13 protein-coding genes are annotated in these 16,929 nt (G+C 58.9%); 3 read left to right on the top strand and 10 right to left on the bottom strand.

Features of this window, described 5'->3' with window-relative positions; all coding sequences use genetic code 11:
• Positions 1-321: COX15/CtaA family protein (locus tag JAO29_RS22830; RefSeq protein WP_334270593.1), on the top strand; the 321-nt coding region annotated here is incomplete at its 5' end.
• 45 nt (positions 322-366) lie between these two features.
• Here JAO29_RS22830 and JAO29_RS22825 read toward each other — a convergent pair.
• The 4 genes from JAO29_RS22825 to JAO29_RS22810 form a co-directional block, all read right to left on the bottom strand.
• Positions 367-693, bottom strand: coding sequence for a hypothetical protein (locus JAO29_RS22825; RefSeq protein WP_334270592.1), 327 nt, complete (start codon positions 691-693; stop codon positions 367-369).
• A 105-nt stretch (positions 694-798) separates the two neighbouring features.
• Positions 799-999, bottom strand: coding sequence for a hypothetical protein (locus JAO29_RS22820; protein WP_334270591.1), 201 nt, complete (start codon positions 997-999; stop codon positions 799-801).
• Between the two features lie 30 nt (positions 1,000-1,029).
• The gene (locus JAO29_RS22815) at positions 1,030-1,368 is read right to left on the bottom strand and encodes a hypothetical protein (protein WP_334270590.1); all 339 of its coding nucleotides are present in this window, start codon (positions 1,366-1,368) and stop codon (positions 1,030-1,032) included.
• Positions 1,369-1,378: 10 nt separating this feature from the next.
• Complete coding sequence (locus tag JAO29_RS22810) at positions 1,379-1,987, bottom strand: RNA polymerase sigma factor (RefSeq protein WP_334270589.1); 609 nt, start codon at positions 1,985-1,987, stop codon at positions 1,379-1,381.
• A gap of 124 nt (positions 1,988-2,111) precedes the next feature.
• On the opposite strand from JAO29_RS22810, the gene ppk1 reads away from it, so the two are divergent.
• Entirely contained in the window at positions 2,112-4,292 is a 2,181-nt protein-coding gene (gene ppk1, locus JAO29_RS22805; RefSeq protein ID WP_334270588.1) for a polyphosphate kinase 1, read from the top strand.
• Positions 4,293-4,344: 52 nt separating this feature from the next.
• Here ppk1 and JAO29_RS22800 read toward each other — a convergent pair whose 3' ends face one another.
• The 4 genes from JAO29_RS22800 to JAO29_RS22785 form a co-directional block, all read right to left on the bottom strand.
• Complete coding sequence (locus JAO29_RS22800) at positions 4,345-7,131, bottom strand: protease pro-enzyme activation domain-containing protein (RefSeq protein WP_334270587.1); 2,787 nt, start codon at positions 7,129-7,131, stop codon at positions 4,345-4,347.
• A gap of 307 nt (positions 7,132-7,438) precedes the next feature.
• Positions 7,439-9,253, bottom strand: a complete 1,815-nt coding sequence (locus tag JAO29_RS22795; RefSeq protein ID WP_334270586.1) for an acyl-CoA dehydrogenase family protein — start codon at positions 9,251-9,253, stop codon at positions 7,439-7,441.
• Between the two features lie 354 nt (positions 9,254-9,607).
• Entirely contained in the window at positions 9,608-10,786 is a 1,179-nt protein-coding gene (locus tag JAO29_RS22790; RefSeq protein ID WP_334270585.1) for an acetyl-CoA C-acyltransferase, read from the bottom strand.
• A 271-nt stretch (positions 10,787-11,057) separates the two neighbouring features.
• Positions 11,058-13,559: a 3-hydroxyacyl-CoA dehydrogenase/enoyl-CoA hydratase family protein gene (locus JAO29_RS22785; RefSeq protein ID WP_334270584.1), complete on the bottom strand. Its 2,502-nt coding sequence runs from the start codon at positions 13,557-13,559 to the stop codon at positions 11,058-11,060.
• 258 nt (positions 13,560-13,817) lie between these two features.
• On the opposite strand from JAO29_RS22785, the gene JAO29_RS22780 reads away from it, so the two are divergent.
• Positions 13,818-15,023 (top strand): alginate lyase family protein, encoded by a 1,206-nt coding sequence (locus JAO29_RS22780; protein WP_334270583.1) that lies wholly within the window; start codon positions 13,818-13,820, stop codon positions 15,021-15,023.
• Positions 15,024-15,097: 74 nt separating this feature from the next.
• Here the strand turns inward: JAO29_RS22780 and JAO29_RS22775 are convergent, their stop codons facing one another.
• Positions 15,098-16,348, bottom strand: a complete 1,251-nt coding sequence (locus JAO29_RS22775; protein ID WP_334270582.1) for a glycoside hydrolase family 88/105 protein — start codon at positions 16,346-16,348, stop codon at positions 15,098-15,100.
• A gap of 22 nt (positions 16,349-16,370) precedes the next feature.
• A partial coding sequence (locus tag JAO29_RS22770; protein ID WP_334270581.1) for an ROK family protein occupies positions 16,371-16,929 on the bottom strand: 559 nt, incomplete at its 5' end.

Raw genomic sequence — 16,929 nt, 5'->3', positions numbered from 1 at the left:
GCCTTGGCTGCCGACTTCGCGAGCTCTGCGCCTCTGTTGGTAAGGATGAGGTGGATCCACCCGGCAGCCGCAGCGATCAGTCTCTGCTGCGTGTTGTGGCTGGCCACACGGGTACGCTCGAAGCTTAGCCGGATGGTGGTGGGGTTGCTGGGCTTACAGCTGGTCCTGGGGGTTGTGGATGTTCTCACGCTTGCTCCCACATGGATGCAGATGTTGCACCTGCTGGTGGCAGATGTTTACTGGATCGCGCTGGTCGCGTTAGTAGCAGAGACGGTATGGCCAGCTTCGCACGAGCATGCACTCCAGGCGACGAGTCTTTAAAAGAAGAAGCCCATCCGAAGATGGGCCTCTCTTTCTTTTGAGCTGTTATTCCGGCTTGCCAGTAACTTTGTCCGCTGCCTTCTCCGTGCCGTTCTTGGTCTTGTGATAGGCCTTCTTGGTTCCGGACTTTGTTTTGTCATAGCCCTTTTCCGTTCCTTCGGCGGTTTTGTCGTAGGCCTTTTCGGTCCCTTCGGCGGTCTTATGGTAGGCCTTCTTGCTGCCCTTGCTCACGCCGTGCGCGGTATCCTTCGTGGCAGACTTCGTCTCATGACCGGCCTTCTTGAGATCCTGCGATGCGTCTTGCGCAAGTGCACTCAGCGAAAGAGATGTTGCCAATGCGAGGGTGAAGATGCCGAATCTAACGGTTCTCATTTCTTTCTCCTGCTAACCGACCAAGTTTGAGACAAGGTCTTCTAAGCACTTTACATGCATTCGGCGAGAACAGGGCTAGAGGAAGATCTGCCCGCCGCTTGCCGCTTATTCCGAAACTCCGCGAAGTTTCTGGTTCTTGAGGAGAAGTTCGGCTACGACTCTCTGGAGGCGGGTATTTTCCATCTCCAGCTCGGCGATATGGGAGCGGATGGAGGCGGGCAACGACCGCAGAGTGAGAGTGTCGACGGTGCCGACAGGAGTGGCCAACTGTCCGATAGAAGGCTCGATAATATCTTCAAAGGTCATGAACAAATCTCCCTGTGAATCAAGGCACCACTACTGATGGGCTTCACGTTCTACCGAGCGTGCGAAGGGACGGCGGCCACAGAGCATGCCTTCACGAAAACGCGCACGCTCTTCGGGAGTCATCTGCTCCATGCGGTCTCGCATGCGGGCCTTCCATCCACCACCTTTCGCTCGAGGATGGAAGCCGCCGAAGAGGATCTTGGCGAGAAGAAAGAGCCCCAGAGCCTGCCAGAAGCTGATGGTGTGCCAGCCGAAGATCTGCGGTATCAGCAGATTCCACAGGTTCTTGACGATGAAGCCGACGGCAATCGCCAGGATGAGGGCGAAGAGTCCGAATTTCACTGCCTTTTTCAATCTACGAGAGCGCATATAGTTCTCCTTAGTGGTCCGCCCTGGAGCTTGTCTTGATGCCGCCGAAGTCTTCGTAGAGGGACTGCAGGCGTCGGCGAAGATGCTGCACGGCGTATCGTTTACGTGAGAGCAGCGTGTTGATACTTACCCCTGTTGCGGCGGCGTATTCCTTAAAGGTTGTTCCTGCGACCTCATGCGCGAGAAAGATCTCCCTCTGCTCGGCCGGGAGCTCCTCGAGTGCGTCTTCGAGCGCCTCAAGCATGACGCGGCGCGCGTAGGCTGCGTCGGGTCCGTCTTCGGCCGAAGGCAGCAGGTCTTCGAGCGTGAGCGGCGAGTCTTCGTCGGTCGAACCCGCCTGGTCGTTCAGAGAGTAGGATCGACGGCGTCGAAACAGGTCGACGATCCGATTGCGCGCGACGCGAAAGAGCCAGGCAGTCACATGCTCGATCGGCTTCATCATCCGGTAGGCTTCGAGCAGCTCGAAGAAGATATCCTGCAGGATGTCTTCCGCTTCTCCGGGGTCGCCCACGTACCGCCGGATAAAGCTGCGCAGGCGGGGGCGAGTACGTTCCATGACCTCGGAGAAGAGGCGGTCCTGCTCGGTTACACCCCAACCATCTGTCTGGCTTTGCGTCATCTGCTGTAGAGACGGTTCATGGGCTGGATTTATTGTGATGTAAGCAAAGATAATTCCTGAAAAGCAACATTTGCTGGGTTATTCACACTTACACAGAGAGGGTGAGGTAATCTCATAGACCTCTATGACTGCTGGACAGAAGAGCAAAACCGTTAAGAAGAGCAGCACGAGCAGAAAGAAAGTGGCGCCCAAGGATCCCGTCGTAAACAGCGCCTTTCTGGATCGCGATGAGTCGTGGATGAAGTTCAACCAGCGGGTGCTGGAAGAGGCCGAGGATCCGGAGAATCCGCTGCTGGAGAGGGTGAAGTTCCTCGCAATCACTGCCAGCAACCTGGATGAGTTTCTCGAGATCCGAGTGGCCGGTACGCTGCAACGGATTGAAGACGACTATCGCCAGCAATCGACGCCCGATGAAACCGGAATGACTGCCAGAGAACGGCTGAACCGGCTAAGCGAACGAATCGGAGCGTTTGTCGCCGCGCAGTATTGCTGCTGGAACCATCTTCTGCTGCCCGCATTACAACGGGAGAAGATCAGGGTGCTTCGGTGGGAGGAGCTGACCGAAACTGCACGAGTCCACGCGATGCGGTTTTACACCGACGAAGTAGATCCCCTCCTGACGCCGGTAACGATCGACCCTTCGCATCCGTTTCCGCGAGTCCTCAATAAAGCGCTCTGCGTGGGGCTGCTGCTGCAGCACAAGCGCAAGAGCGCGGCTGCGAGAAGTGCTCCGCCGGTTCTGGGAGTTGTGACGGTACCGAGAGCGCTTCCGCGTCTGATCTCCCTGCCCGGCGAGGAGGGATCGTTCGACTTCATCATGCTGCATGAGCTGATCGAATCCCAGGTCGAGAAGATGTTTCGCGGATACCAGGTGCTGGCCCGGGCCGCGTTTCGGGTGACGCGTAACAGCAATCTGTACCTGCAAGAGGAAGAGTCGCGCTCGATCCTGGAGAGCGTACGCACAGAGTTACACAACCGGCGCAAGGGTGACGCGGTGCGGCTTGAGATCGAGGCCAGCGCCCCCGAAGAGATGGTGGAGCGCCTGCGAATCAACTTTGAACTTGAGTCATGGCAGGTGTTTCGAACCGACGGACCCGTCAACCTTTCACGACTGATGAATCTCTACTCCGAATCGAAGCGACCGACGCTGAAGTTTCCGCCGTTCGTAGCCAGGGAGTTCCGACTTACAGCGAAGTCCACCGACATCTTCGACGAATTGAGAAAGCACGACGTGATGCTGCATCATCCGTTCGATTCCTACTCAGCGATAGAGTCATTCATCGAAGCGGCCGCGATGGACCCGAACGTGATCTCGATCAAACAGACGCTCTATCGCACAAGTAAGGATTCGCCGATCTTCCGCAGCCTCATCGAAGCAGCGCAGAGCAAAGACGTGACCGTGGTTGTGGAGTTGATGGCGCGATTCGATGAGGATTCCAACATCCGGTGGGCGCGAGAGCTGGAAGATGCCGGCGTCGGCGTCTACCACGGGATCTACGGCTACAAGACTCACTGCAAGCTGGCACTACTGGTTCGTCGAGACCCGGATGGAGTGATACGCCGGTACGCTCACCTGGGAACGGGCAACTACAACCCGGTGACAGCACGGTTCTATACCGATATCAGTCTGCTGACCTCTCGCATTGAACTGACCGCAGCGGTGCAAAAGGTCTTCAACTATCTGACCGCAGACACGGAGTCGACGAGCTACGATCCCCTGCTGGTAGCGCCGATCACGTTAGCGGACAGGCTGGTTGCGCTGATTGAGCGTGAGGCGCAGCACGCGAAGGCGGGGAAACCGGCGGCGATCGTCGCCAAGATGAACGGCCTGATCGACCGAAGAACGGTCGAGGCGCTCTACGCCGCATCGCAGGCAGGCGTGGAGATCGACCTGATCGTTCGCGGCATGTGCTCGCTGCGTCCAGGAGTGAAGGGGTTGAGCGAGAGAATTCGCGTTCGCAGTATCGTCGGACGGTTCCTCGAGCACAGCCGTATCTTTTCTTTCGCCAACTCAGGCGATGAAGAGCTGTATTGCGGAAGCGCGGACTGGATGCCGCGCAACCTTGTCGAACGATGCGAGGTTGTGTTTCCGGTGACCCAGGAGAATCTCAAGAAGCGGCTGCGAGACGAGATTCTGGGCGCCTACCTGAAAGACAACGCGAAAGCACGGATCCTGCAGCCTGATGGAGAATATGTCCGGGTGGCAAAGGGGGGAACGCCCTTCGTCGCGCAGAACTACCTCATGAATCTCGCGGAGCCGTGCGAGGAGAAGCTGCCGCCAGCGAAGAAACTGGCTGGAGATTAGCGAATTGAGAAGGCCACTCCCCGACTGTGCGTAGGAATGGCCTTCTGAGATCTCACTTGACGGTAAGTGTGACGACCGAAGTATGGGTAATTCCATTGGCAGCGGTGGCGGTCACGTTGAGGATGTAAGTTCCCGGAGCGGTGTTGTTGGTCGTAGCAGTGCCTCCACCAGAGTTCCTGGGGCTGCTACTGCTGCCTCCTCCGCAGCCGGAAATACTGAACGCACCGATCGTGACCACAAGTGCTAGAAGCGGAGCGAATCTGCGGCGACGCTTCGGGATCATCCACAGGAAGATGCCTGCGAGTGAGACTGCGGTTCCGGAGTACCAGAGGTTTGGCAAGGCACCGGGTTGACGCAGGTTCCCGGTTGCCGTGGTCTGCGCTGCGATGATGGTCAGGGTCGTCGTCGCCGGGGTTCCCGCAGAGACGTTTACCGACGATGACGAGAAGGCGATGTTGGCTGCGATAGATGAATCTGCCGAGACCGTGAAGGCGACCGGCCCGCTGAAGTTATTCGCAGAGGTCGCCGTGAAGGTGATTCCCGGAGCCGTGGCACCCGATGCGACGGTCGTGGAGTTGGTGCACGGAGTCAGAGCGAAGTCCGGATTGCTCGAAGAGACGAAGTCGGCGACGAGGGTTCCTTTGGAGCTCGTGTAGGTCGCGTCTCCGGAGTAGACGGCTGTGATGGTATGCTGGCCGGATTGCGCCTGACCGACAAGGGTGTAGGTAGCGGTTCCATTTGAGAGAGGGGCTATCCCTCCATCCGCAGGAGTTTTGCCGTCTACCAGAATCTGTACGTTGCCGGTCGGTGTTGGTGGGTTTGGCAGGCTTGTGGCTGAACTGCCGTTGGCTACCTTTATGGTAAGTGTCTGCTGGCCGGTGATGCTGCAGAGAGCCGCGGAGGAGGTGATGGTGGTGCTGGAAAGATTGGTGCCGGTTGCCGAGCCGGTTCCGCTGGAGGTTCCCGCGGGGGTGACAAGGCTCCATTTGTTGATAAGTTCGGCCACATTGAGAGAACCCCAGCCCGTGGCCAGGTCGTAGCCAGTACCGGCGCTGTACCCGATCGAACCCCCGCTCGGGCAATCGGTAGTGCCCTGCTGGCAGATGCTGTTGTTGTTGCCGCTGGTTATGTCGTGGAACGCATTGCCGTAGTACTGGCCGCTTCCAAATCCATAGATGACAGGGTTTATATTGCCGAGGCGTCCAGCTGCGCCTCCACCCAATTTCTGCTCGAGCAGAGCGAAGATACCGGCGAGAGCGGGAGCAACCGCCGAGGTCCCTCCGACGACATTTAGATTTCCTGCGGAATTACGGAAACCATTGGTGCAGGATCCCTGCGAACAGAAGAGATAGCCGTCGTGGTTGGCTGCGGCATTGAGCGAGATGTCGGGAACGTCGCGGGAACCGTCCGCGGGAGTGATCCCCTGCTGCCACGTCGGCTTGCTGAAGTAGCTGCTGACGCCTCCGCCCCCTGAGCCCAGCAAGGTGGATGTGGATTCGTTCCAGACCGCCTCCGGGATATATCCGGTGGCTGAGCCTGCGTTAGCAGTGGTGGAGCTGCTGTTGGAGTTCCAGTAACTGGTGGCTCCGGTGGCAGAGCCCTCGTTGAACATGGTTCCGCCCGCCGAGGTCGCGAAAGGGGAGCTGCCTGGAAAGTCCACAGTGAGTCCAAAGTCGGCAGGGGGGGTGGAGTCGCAGTCGGTTGCTCCTGCGTCGCCCGAGGAGCTGATAAACGTAATGCCCTGCGTGTTGGCTTGCTGGAGCGCCTGATTGACTGCGTTGATGTTGGCCTGCCCCCAGGCCGATTCGCAGTTTCCATAGCTCATGGTGATGATGGGAGCGACATTGTTGCTGATTGCATAGTAGAGAGCGTCGACCACAGAGGCGGAGCTGCTGGCGCCCACAGTCACGAAGTTGATCGTGGCGTTCGGAGCAACAGCACCTGCCCACTCGACATCCAGCTGCGCTTCATCGACGTCGGCGGTTACCGTTCCTGCAACATATACCGGCGGCTTCACGATCTGAGGCGCCTTCGCTGAAAGACCGGCTGCCGAACGGAATGCCGCCACATCGGCCAGACTGATGTCAGTCTGTCCAACTACAGCGATGGAGATCCCCGTCCCGTCCAGCCCCTGAGAAGAGGGCGGAACGTCGTAGATGGTGTAGAAGTCTCCGGGCGCGATGAAGTGCGCGCCAGAGACGGCAGAGGTGAAGTGCGGCTTGACGACAGCGTGGGAGCGAGGCTTGAAGTCGTTGAGCCCGGTGATGGAGGCGACCAGAGCCGCAATCGGCGTCGGCAGCTGAGGGTCAGAGGTGTTGGAAAAGTGCTGCTCGCCCCTGTAGGAGAGCGAGTGAAGGGTTGTGCTGAAGGCACGCTCAACCTGGCCGGCACTCCCGCTCACCGTCACGTAGTTCCGGCTGGGTGATACCTCGAGGACCTTCAGGCCCTGAGAGGCAAGCCATGTCTGAACCTTCTGTAGATCGGCGGTGGAGAGGCCGAAACGCGCGCCATACTGCTGCGGGGTAAGCCACTGATGATAGAGCGGGGAGGCCGGATTCTGCTGGTCCTGCAGCAACTGCGTAAGATCGGCCTGCTGCGCGTCCGTGAGATTGAAGTGCAGACTCACCGCAGAGAGCATGCGATCAGAGGCCACTTCGCCGAGATCAGAGGCCATCCGAGCTCGAGGAGAGATGGTCTGCTGGACGGCAGCGCGATCCGAATCAGTGATTTGCCTGCTGATGCGATTTTGTGGCGCGGCGTGCGCAGCGGGAACGAGAAACCCAAAGAAGGCGAGAACGGGAATCAGAAGGCGGGGTACCACAAAGCTACGAGTCGACATTTTCTGCTCTACAACCTACTCAACATTGGTAAGACACACGCCTTTTAGGAGGCAGGTGAAGCACTTGTGAAGCGCCTGGCTCAAGAGTGGAGACTTTCCTCTATAGACCAGAGGCCGGATAAAAGGTTTCGGGTGACGATGAAATATTTGACCTGATAGACGGTTTTACGGGCATCAGGACGCAGTTGGGGAAAATTTTATCTCCTGAAAAAACGGGTCTCGATCAGTATGAAGGAAACGACAGGCGATCTGCGCAACATTGGCTGCCGTCCCTTCCCGGATCGGTACAACTCTTGGGGCATGCGCGTCAGATGGCGTATCTCCCGGCACGCAGCATGGAATCAGCGACATGGCGGCGCAGCGTGATGGTATCGGCGGGGTCGTGCTTCGCGAGCCGTCTCAGGATTGTGATCTGCGTCCGCAGCATGTCCCCTTCGGCGACGGTGGCGATGATGCGACGTGCGGCGAGCTCGATCCGGTCCATCGCGACTTCGGCATAGATGCGTGCCATCGCTACTGCGGTCTCTGCACTTCCCTTGCCGGCGATCTTGTCGGCACGAAGAACTCCCGACTCCATGGCATAGAGCTCAATGATCATGTCAGCGATCGCTGCCATCACCTCCTGCTGATCGGCGAGCTGCTGCATGTACTTCTGGGTTGCGGCTCCGGCGGCGAAGAGAGTCAGCTTCTTCGCGTTGTCGATCAGACCATATGCCTCACTCAAAGGACCTTCGCGTTCCTCCCGTTCTGCGGGACCGGCCATGACCTCATCCATCAGCTGCTTGATGGCGGGCATGAGGGCCAGCCTTCCGGACATGGCCGACTTCATCAGCCAGCCGGTGATGATGAGGCGGTTGATCTCGTTAGTGCCCTCGAAGATGCGATTGACCCGCGAGTCGCGATAGGCACGCTCGGCGGGATAGTCCTCGACGTAACCGTAGCCGCCGTAGATCTGCACGAGGTCATCGACGACCTGGTCGAGCATCTCGGAGTCCCAGACCTTCACGATGGAGCACTCGACGGCGTAATCCTCGATCGATTTCTGAATTGCCTGGGAGTCGTGCCGGTCGACAGCAGAGATTGCAGCGTCGATCATTCCGACGGTGCGATAGGAGAGCGCCTCGCCGATGAAGATTCCGACGGCACAGTTGGCAAGCTTCTCCTGAATCAGACCGAACTCCGAGATGGACTTGCCGAAGGCCTTGCGCTCTTTCGCATAACGGATGCCGTTTCCGATGCACATGCGGGCGGCGCCCACGGCAGCGTTGCCTAGCTTGTAGCGCCCGATGTTGAGAATGTTGAAGGCGATGTGATGCCCCTTGCCGACCTCGCCGAGGAGGTTGGCGGCGGGGATCGTGCAGTCGGTGAGGATGAGCGGGCAGGTGGAGCTGCCCCGGATGCCGAGTTTATGCTCCTCGTTGCCGATGGTCAGGCCCGGGGTTCCGCGCTCGATCAGAAAGGCTGTCAGGCGTTCCTTTCCCGCGTCCTTGCCCTCTTTGACCTCGCATCGGGCGAAGACGGTAAAGAGATCGGCGAAGCCTGCGTTCGAGATCCACATCTTTTCGCCGTTGAGAATGTAGCTCTGGCCGTCGTCCGAGAGGACGGCGCGGGTGCGCGCGTTGAGGGCGTCGGAGCCGGAGGTCGATTCGGAGAGTGCGTAGGCTCCGATGAACTCGCCGCTGGCGAGCTTCGGCAGATATTTCTTCTTCTGCTCCGGAGTTCCGTACCAGACGATGGGGAGGGTTCCGATGCCGACGTGGGCGGAGAACGCGACGGAGAAGCTGCCCTGTTTGGCGATGTTCTCCGCGATGATGGCGGAGGTGACTTTATCCATCTCGAGGCCGCCGTACTCTTCGGGGATATCGACGGAGGTGAGGCCGAGGTCACTTGCGTGCTTGATGAGGCGGCGGGTGACGGCAAAGTCTTTGGCTTCGATCTGGTCGGAGGCGGGAACGACCTCGTTGAGGGCGAACTCGGAGGTGGTTCGGGCGATCTGGCGCTGCTCTTCGGTGAAGTCTTCGGGGAAGAAACAGTCGGCGGGAGCGGGGTTGGAGATAAGAAAGCTGCCGCCGGCGATGATCTTCAGGGTGGCTGCCTTCGGTGAGACTGCGGTGGTTGACATGGACTCCCCTCCCTACCTTTTTTGCGCAAAATCTTCAGAACATGGAAGTTAGCTTTGGACCGATATCGAAAACCCTTTATTTTTGCGGGTGTATCTATGCAAAATCTTCCAAACGCAGCAGTTAGCCATCGCTAATGCGCCTGAGAAAGATTGTGAATTTGGTAATTGTCCCTGTTCTTATTATAAAGGGCGCGTCAAGGGGTGATGGGATGACCGGGTCGTACAGGGGGCGTCTTTGTCGATCTTTCCTCTGGCGTTCTACCTTTGACATCCGCATGAGGTCAGACGAAATACAGGGATTCTTCGCTGCGCTCAGAATGACGAGCGCGGGGGATATCGGATGAGTGTGGCTGTTCATATCGCCTCGAAGATGCCGGCGGCTCCCATGCCTCCGCCGACACACATGGTGACCATTCCATACCTTGCGTTGCGGCGGGGCATGTCTCGCAGGAGGGTGGCGGTCAGCTTGGCTCCGGTGCAGCCGAGGGGGTGGCCGAGCGCGATGGCGCCTCCGTTGGGGTTGAGCTTTGCGGGGTCGATACCGAGCACCTTGATGACGGCGAGAGACTGGGCGGCGAAGGCCTCGTTGAGCTCGATGACATCGATGTCTTCGAGGGTGAGACCGGCGAATGTGAGGGCTTTGGGGATGGCGTGGATGGGACCGATGCCCATCTCTTCGGGGTCGCAGCCGGCGTAGGCGAAGGCGATGAACTTTGCCAGGGGCTTGATGCCGAACTGGGCGGCTCGCTCGGCCGACATGACGACTGCGGCAGCCGCGCCGTCGGAGGTCTGCGAGGAGTTTCCGGCAGTGATGGTGCCCTTGGCGTGGAAGACGGGTTTGAGCTTTGCGAGCGCTTCGAGCGAGGTATTGGGGCGGGGCCCTTCATCGATTTTGAAGAGAGACTGGGTCGTATCGAGCTTGCCTTTATCGTCGAGGGCCGTGCTGGAGACGGGAACCGGAACTATCTCATCCTCAAACCTGCCGGACTGAATTGCTGCGAGGGCCTTCTGGTGACTCTGATAGGAGAACTCGTCCATCGCCTCGCGCGTGATGCCGTAATGTGAGGCGACCCGTTCGGCGGTGAGCCCCATGGACATGTAGGAGCCGGGATAGTGATCCACAAGCCAGGGGTTCATGGAGATCTTGTTGCCACCGAAGGGAACACAGGACATACTCTCGGTTCCTCCGGCGACGATTACCTCTGCGGAACCCCCGCGGATGCGATCTGCGGCGAGCGCGATGGACTGGAGGCCGGAGGCGCAGTAGCGATTGATGGTCATGGCAGAGGCAGTTACGGGCAGACCGGCGCGAAAGCTTGCGACGCGGGCGACGTTCAGTCCCTGCTCGGCTTCGGGCATGGCGCATCCGAGGATTACATCTTCGACCTCGGACTTATCGAGCTGCGGGAGCCGCTCCAGAGCACCGCTGATGGCGAAGGCCGCAAGGTCATCGGGGCGGGTAGTGCAGAGGGTTCCTCGCGGAGCCTTGCCGACTGGTGTGCGGACTGCGGAGGCGATGATGACTTCGTTCATAGCTTCGACCTCAAGGGGCTAAAGCCCCTTCGCTTCGCTTTCTTCGACACGCTGGACGCGTGCCCTTCAGGAGACCATGCGATTCGTGTCTATTGCTGCATGCGACAACCGCAGATCCTTCGACTCGCTACGCTCGCTCAGGATGACGCTTTTTAAGCACTTGCCCGGGATGACAACTTCCTGGACGCTTGCTCGGGATAACGCTTTTTCGATTCTCTTGCTCGCTGGGGATGACACCTCCGTTCGGTAGTTGAGCAATGGCATATGCGTGTCAGTTGCGTAAAGGCTTGCCGGTTTTGAGAGTGAAGGCGATGCGTTCCTGGGTCTTCTTTTCGCCGCAGAGAGACAGGAAGGCTTGGCGCTCGAGATCGAGTAAGTATTGCTCGCTGATGAGGGTTCCGGGGGTGACGTGGCCTCCGGAGAGGATGTGGGCGACCCAGTTGGCGACCCTGACGTCGTGGTCGGAGATGTACTGGCCCTCGCGCATAGTCCAAACGGCGAGCTTGAGAGTGGCCAGAACGGATTCGCCGGGAGCGGGGATATCCGTGCGGGGCACGGGGCTGGAGTATCCCGCATCGGCGAGAGCACGGGCGCGCAGTTTGGCGTCGATGACGAGACGATCGCGGTTGATGGTAGTGGCATCGCTGTCACGCAGGAGGTTCAGTGACCGGGCCTCGGCAGCGGAGGTCGAGACGGTTGCCTTGGCAATCGTCTCGAAGTTTTTCTTTGTGGCCTCGAAGATCTCGACCGACTCGCCGCGGGCCGCTACACCGTCCGAGGGGTGACGGATCCCTGTCCCGGCCTCGATGGATCGAAGCAGCATCTCCTTGCAGCCACCGCCGCCCGGGATGAGGCCGACTCCCGCTTCAACCAGGCCCATGTACGACTCTGCGTGGGGCTGGCGTGCGGCTGCGTGAAGCGAGATCTCGACACCGCCACCAAGACACATTCCAAAGGGAGCCACGACAACGGGGCGGGGGCAGAACTTGATCGTCTGCGTCATGTTTTGGAAGGCACGTATGGCAAGCTCAACGTCGTCCCACTCTTCATCCTGGATCGTGAGCAGGAGCTGCATGAGGTTTGCGCCGACGGAGAAGTTGGTGGAATCTCCGGTGATGACGAAGGCCTCGAAGTTGGAGACGGGTTCGCTCGATGGCTTGAGGGTCTGGGTGATGAAGGAGACGATGTCTCCGCCGAGCGCGTTCATCTTGGAGTGAAGCTCAATCGCTGCCACTCCTTCGCCAAGATCGACGAGCGAGGCGCCAGCGTTCTTCTTCACCACGCCGTTTGATTTCTTGAGGATTGCAAGCGAGGAGGTTCCCTCTGGAGCCGGTACGGGCTTGTACGTGTCTGTGAATGGATCGAAGTAGCGGCGGCCGCTGGGAATCGTGCGGTCATCTTTGTACCAGGTGGGGGCGGGGTCATTGTTCTTGTCGCCCCATGCGAGGAGCCTTTCGATGTTTGCAGAGATTGGTGCGCCAGCGGCGCGCATCCTGTCGGTGGTTGCTCGCACACCGACGGCGTCGAAGAGCTCGAAGGGACCCAGCTCCCAGTTGTATCCGGTGCGCATCGCGATATCGATCTCCACGATGCTGGCGGCAGGCTCGTAGTTCTGTTGCGATACGCGATTGGTCGCATAGGTAAACAACTCCGTGAGGAAGGGCCAGTAGAAACGAGCGGCTTTGTCTCGCTCGACATCAGCCTGCAGCAACTGCGCCACACGGGCTCCCGTAGATTCGACGTTCTTCGCCATCTCGAGCGAGGGGAACTTCGGTTTCTCAGAGGGCCGGTAGTCCAGGGTCTGCCAGTCGAGCACCTGGCGCAGATCGCGGCCTTCGGGGTCCTTCCCTTCCTTTTTGTAGAAGCCCTGTGCCGTCTTGTCTCCCAGCCACTTTCGTTCGAGCATGGTTTCGATAAAGGCGGGCAGCTTTACGTCAGATCGTTCGTCGCCGATCTTCGCGGCCTTCGCCTCGAAGTTACGGGCCACGTGCAGCAGCACGTCCAGTCCGACCATATCGGCGAGACGGAAGGTCCCGGTGCGCGGCCAGCCGAGCGCCGAACCGGTGAGGAGATCCACCTCTTCGATGGTCAGCCCCTGAGCCTGCATAAGTCGCACGGCGTTCCCGATGGTGAAGGTGCCGATGCGGTTGGCGATGAAGTTTGGGGTATCGCGGGAGATGACAACGGATTTGCCGAGCCTGCGATCGCAGAAGTTCGAGATAAGCGCGATGGCTTCTGAGCTTGTGTGCGGCAACGGAATCAGCTCAAGCAACTGCATGTAACGCGGAGGATTGAAGAAGTGCGTTCCGAAGAAGAGCGGCTGAACCTCGGCGGGCAATCCGTCAGCGAGGCTGCTGACTGGAAGTCCGCTGGTGTTGGTGGTCAGAATGGCGTCTGCGTGTCGATGCTGTACCACTCTTTCGTAGAGCGCGTGCTTGATCGCGAGATCTTCGGCGACCGCTTCAATGATCCAGTCGCAGTCTGCGATCTGTGGCATATCGTCGTCGAAGTTTCCCGGCGAGATGAGGCGGCTGTTTTCTGGAGCGTATAAGGCTGCGGGCTTTGCCTTCTTGAGAAGATCCAGGGCCGACAGCGCCAGTCTGCTGCGCTGGGCGCGCGGAGAATCCGCCGAGGTCCCAGGGGGGACGATATCCAACAGAAGGACCGGCAGACCTGCATTGGCGAGGTGCGCGGCGATTCTGGAACCCATGGTTCCCGCTCCCAGGACAGCAACCTTGCGAATGGTGCGGAGGGGCGTGGAGCCGTTCGCCATGCAGAGATTCTCCTCAGTAGCAGAGCCGTGTCTGTACGGGGAGGAGGATACTGAACGACCATTCAGTGGTCAAGGATGGAAGGTGAAATCTCGTGAAATTTGCGCGTCTGAGATCGGCGAACAGTCTCTTCGCGGAGGCCGCTATGATGAACCGGAGCGATGATCGAGAGTGTGGCGCAGATCCTTCGACTCGCTGGGCTCGCTCAGGATGGCACTTTTGGAAGTGGAATGGACCGGGTAGAACGTGGAAGTGCGTGCATGAGGAATACTGAAACGATGAGGGAGATTTCAAGAAGAGAGTTTTGCTGGTTGGCTGCGGGTGCAGCCGGGGCTGTGTCAGAAGTGAGCCTCTGGGCCGAACCTATTCCGAATGCTTACACGATGGTCGAATCGACGGACCGTACCCGGATTATGACGGCGGCGAACCGTTATCTGGACGAGAAGCCGGTTACCGTTACGGCGCAGCATTCTGATCGGAGTCCGGGAGGCGTTCACGACTTCTATTCGGAAGGCGACTACTGGTGGCCGGACCCCAAGAATCCCGGCGGCCCTTATATTCGTCGCGACGGATTCAGTAATCCTGCCAACTTCAATGCGCATCGGGAGGCGATGATCCGGCTGAGCCTGATTGTCCCGGCATTGACTGCGGCGTGGCTGCTTACGCGACAGAAGAAGTATTCCGACCACGCAGCAAAACATCTGCAGGCGTGGTTCGTCGATCCGGCGACGAAGATGAATCCTGACCTCCAATACGCGCAGGCAATCTTTGGCGTAAATAAAGGACGAGGGATCGGCATTATCGACACGCTGCACCTGGTGGAGGTGGCAAGGGCTGCCACGCTGCTGGATCGAGCGAGCGCCCTGAGGACGGGTGGCGAGATTCGCCGGTGGTTTGCGGAGTATCTCGAGTGGATGCGCACCTCAAAGAATGGACAGGAGGAACGAGACGCGAAGAACAATCATGGAACCTGCTGGGTGCTGCAGGCGGGAGAATTCGCGCGTTTCAGCGGCAATACGGAGGTCATGGAGTGGTGCCGCGATCGTTTCCGCACAAGCCTTGTTCCCAACCAGATTGCCCCGGACGGCAGCCTGCCGTTGGAGCTGGCGCGGACCAAGCCTTACAGTTATTCGTTGTTCGATATGGATGTGCTTTGCGGAATCGCGCAGAGCATCTCGACGCGGCAGGATAATCTTTGGACCTTTGCCACCGGTGATGGCCGCAGTCTCGGGAAGATGATGGAGTTCATGGTCCCTTTCATCCAGGACAAGGACAAGTGGCCGTACAAGCACGACGTAGAGCACTGGGATGATTTCCCGGTTCGCAATCCTGCCCTGCTCTTCTCGGGGATCGCCTACGATAAGCCCGAGTACATCACGGTGTGGAAGCGACTGAACGCGGATCCCACTGTTCCCGAGGTCATCCGGAACTTTCCCATCCGGCAGCCTCTGCTTTGGATTGCATAGACGTCGACCGAGCAATGAAAATCCCTACTGCGAGAATCTTTCGCAGCAGGGATTGGAATGGATAAGCAGGCGGCTTAGTGTTTTTTGCCACCGGCGAGACGGTTCATCTCGTACCCGGCCATCAGGAAGCCTCCGACACCATAGACATGGCTCGAAGAAGGCTTGAACTTGCCCGGCTGCGCATCGACCGGTTGGATCGAACCGAGGCGACCGTCGGCATAGACGTGCTCGAGCATTCCCTTCCAGGACTTCTCAACAACAGGAAGATAGGTCTTGCGGTCGAGGATGTGCTCGTTGATGCCGTAGGCGATGGCGTATGTGAAGAAGGCGGAGCCGGAGACCTCGGGCAGCTCATAGGAATCAGGATCAAGCAGACCGGAGCGCCAGAGGCCATCCTTACCTTGGATGGATTTGACTTCTTCAGCCATCTGCCGGAACTGCTCGATGTATTTGTCCCGGTACGGCGAATCTTTGGGCATGATCTCGAGCACCTTGACCAGGCCTCCCATGACCCAACCGTTTCCGCGCGACCAGTAGAGATTTTTGCCATTGGCCTGCTTCTGGGTGAGGTAACGCTCGTCGCGGAAGTAGAGATGGTCCTGCTGGTTGTAGAGAGCCTTCGAGGTCTGCCACCACTCGTGATCCATGTAGTCGAGGTACTTCTTGTCCCCGGTCGCGAGATAGGTTTTGGCCAGGACGGGAGGAGCCATGTAGAGCGCATCGCACCACCACCACAGCAGCTTTGAGGGATCGTCGGGGCGGACTACGAGCCGGTCCATGATCTCCTTTGTGTTCGCCATCCGGACCGGTTTCCGCGAACCCTTGGGATCGGACAGGTAGAGCTCCATGTACGCCTTGCCCATCGCCTGATCGTCGGCATGTGGGAAGCGGTTGTCGAGCAGCTGCCAGTTTTCCTGTTCAGAGAACTTCAGCACGGCATCGCGGAACTGGGGATCGCCCGTTGTCCGGGAGGCAGCGAGCAGACCGTCATAGAGTGCCGCATAGGTCCAGAGACGATTGAACGTCGGCTCGGCGACTTTGACCTGCCACTTCGCAACCTTTTCGACGACTGCCTGGATTGCCTTCGGCTTGAGCTCGGCAGAGATATCGGTTGCCAGCGGACCGGGATCGTCAGGAGCGTCTCCGGAAGATTTCGAGTCAGGTACGGGCTTCTTCGCCTGCGAGGCTGAAGGGGTCTGCGCGAAGGATGAGGGATGAGAAGCCGCCAAAGTACAGAGAGCGAGGAGGCCAGCCATTCCGATGCGACGCGAGAGAGAGAAGTTCAGCAGCGGGAGACGCGAAGATCGAGGTTCCGCAAAAAGCATAAGAAACAGATTTCCTTTCGGTTCAGTTGAGACCTTGATTCATGACCAGGGCAACCGCACTACGTAGTCGCGCGGTATTGCCTTCGAAGGAGGGGCGAAGCTTGGGAGCATTAGAGAAGGCGTTTCGCTTGAGTTCTGCTTCGATCCTGGGACCAAAGAGATGCCAGGCGCTGGTGATGTCGCCAACGATGATGATCTCACTGGGTGCCAGCGCGGAGGCGACCATCTTCAAGCCGCGGCCCAGAAAGACGGACATCTTCTCGAGCGCTTTGACGGCGTGGGGGTCATCGGATTGGGCCATCTTTATCAAGGCCGCAAAGGTCGGCGGTGCGGGGCGCCCACTGATCTCCTGGTAGTACCGTAAACCGGCTTGGTTGGAAGCCACGGTCTCCCAACATCCGTGTCCGCCGCAACCGCAGAGATGCCCATTTGGCTCCATCTCCACATGTCCAAACTCGCCGGCCATTCCATTGGAACCGCGCAGGAGTCTTCCATTGGAGAAGATGCCGGTGCCGATACCCTCTGAGACGTTCACGACGACAAGATCATTGAGCCCATCGCTGTCGCCGAACCATACCTCG

Origin of the sequence: Edaphobacter sp. HDX4 (genome assembly GCF_036877565.1) — a bacterium.
Taxonomy (GTDB): Bacteria; Acidobacteriota; Terriglobia; order Terriglobales; family Acidobacteriaceae; genus Edaphobacter.
This window is presented reverse-complemented; position numbering and strand designations above follow the sequence as displayed.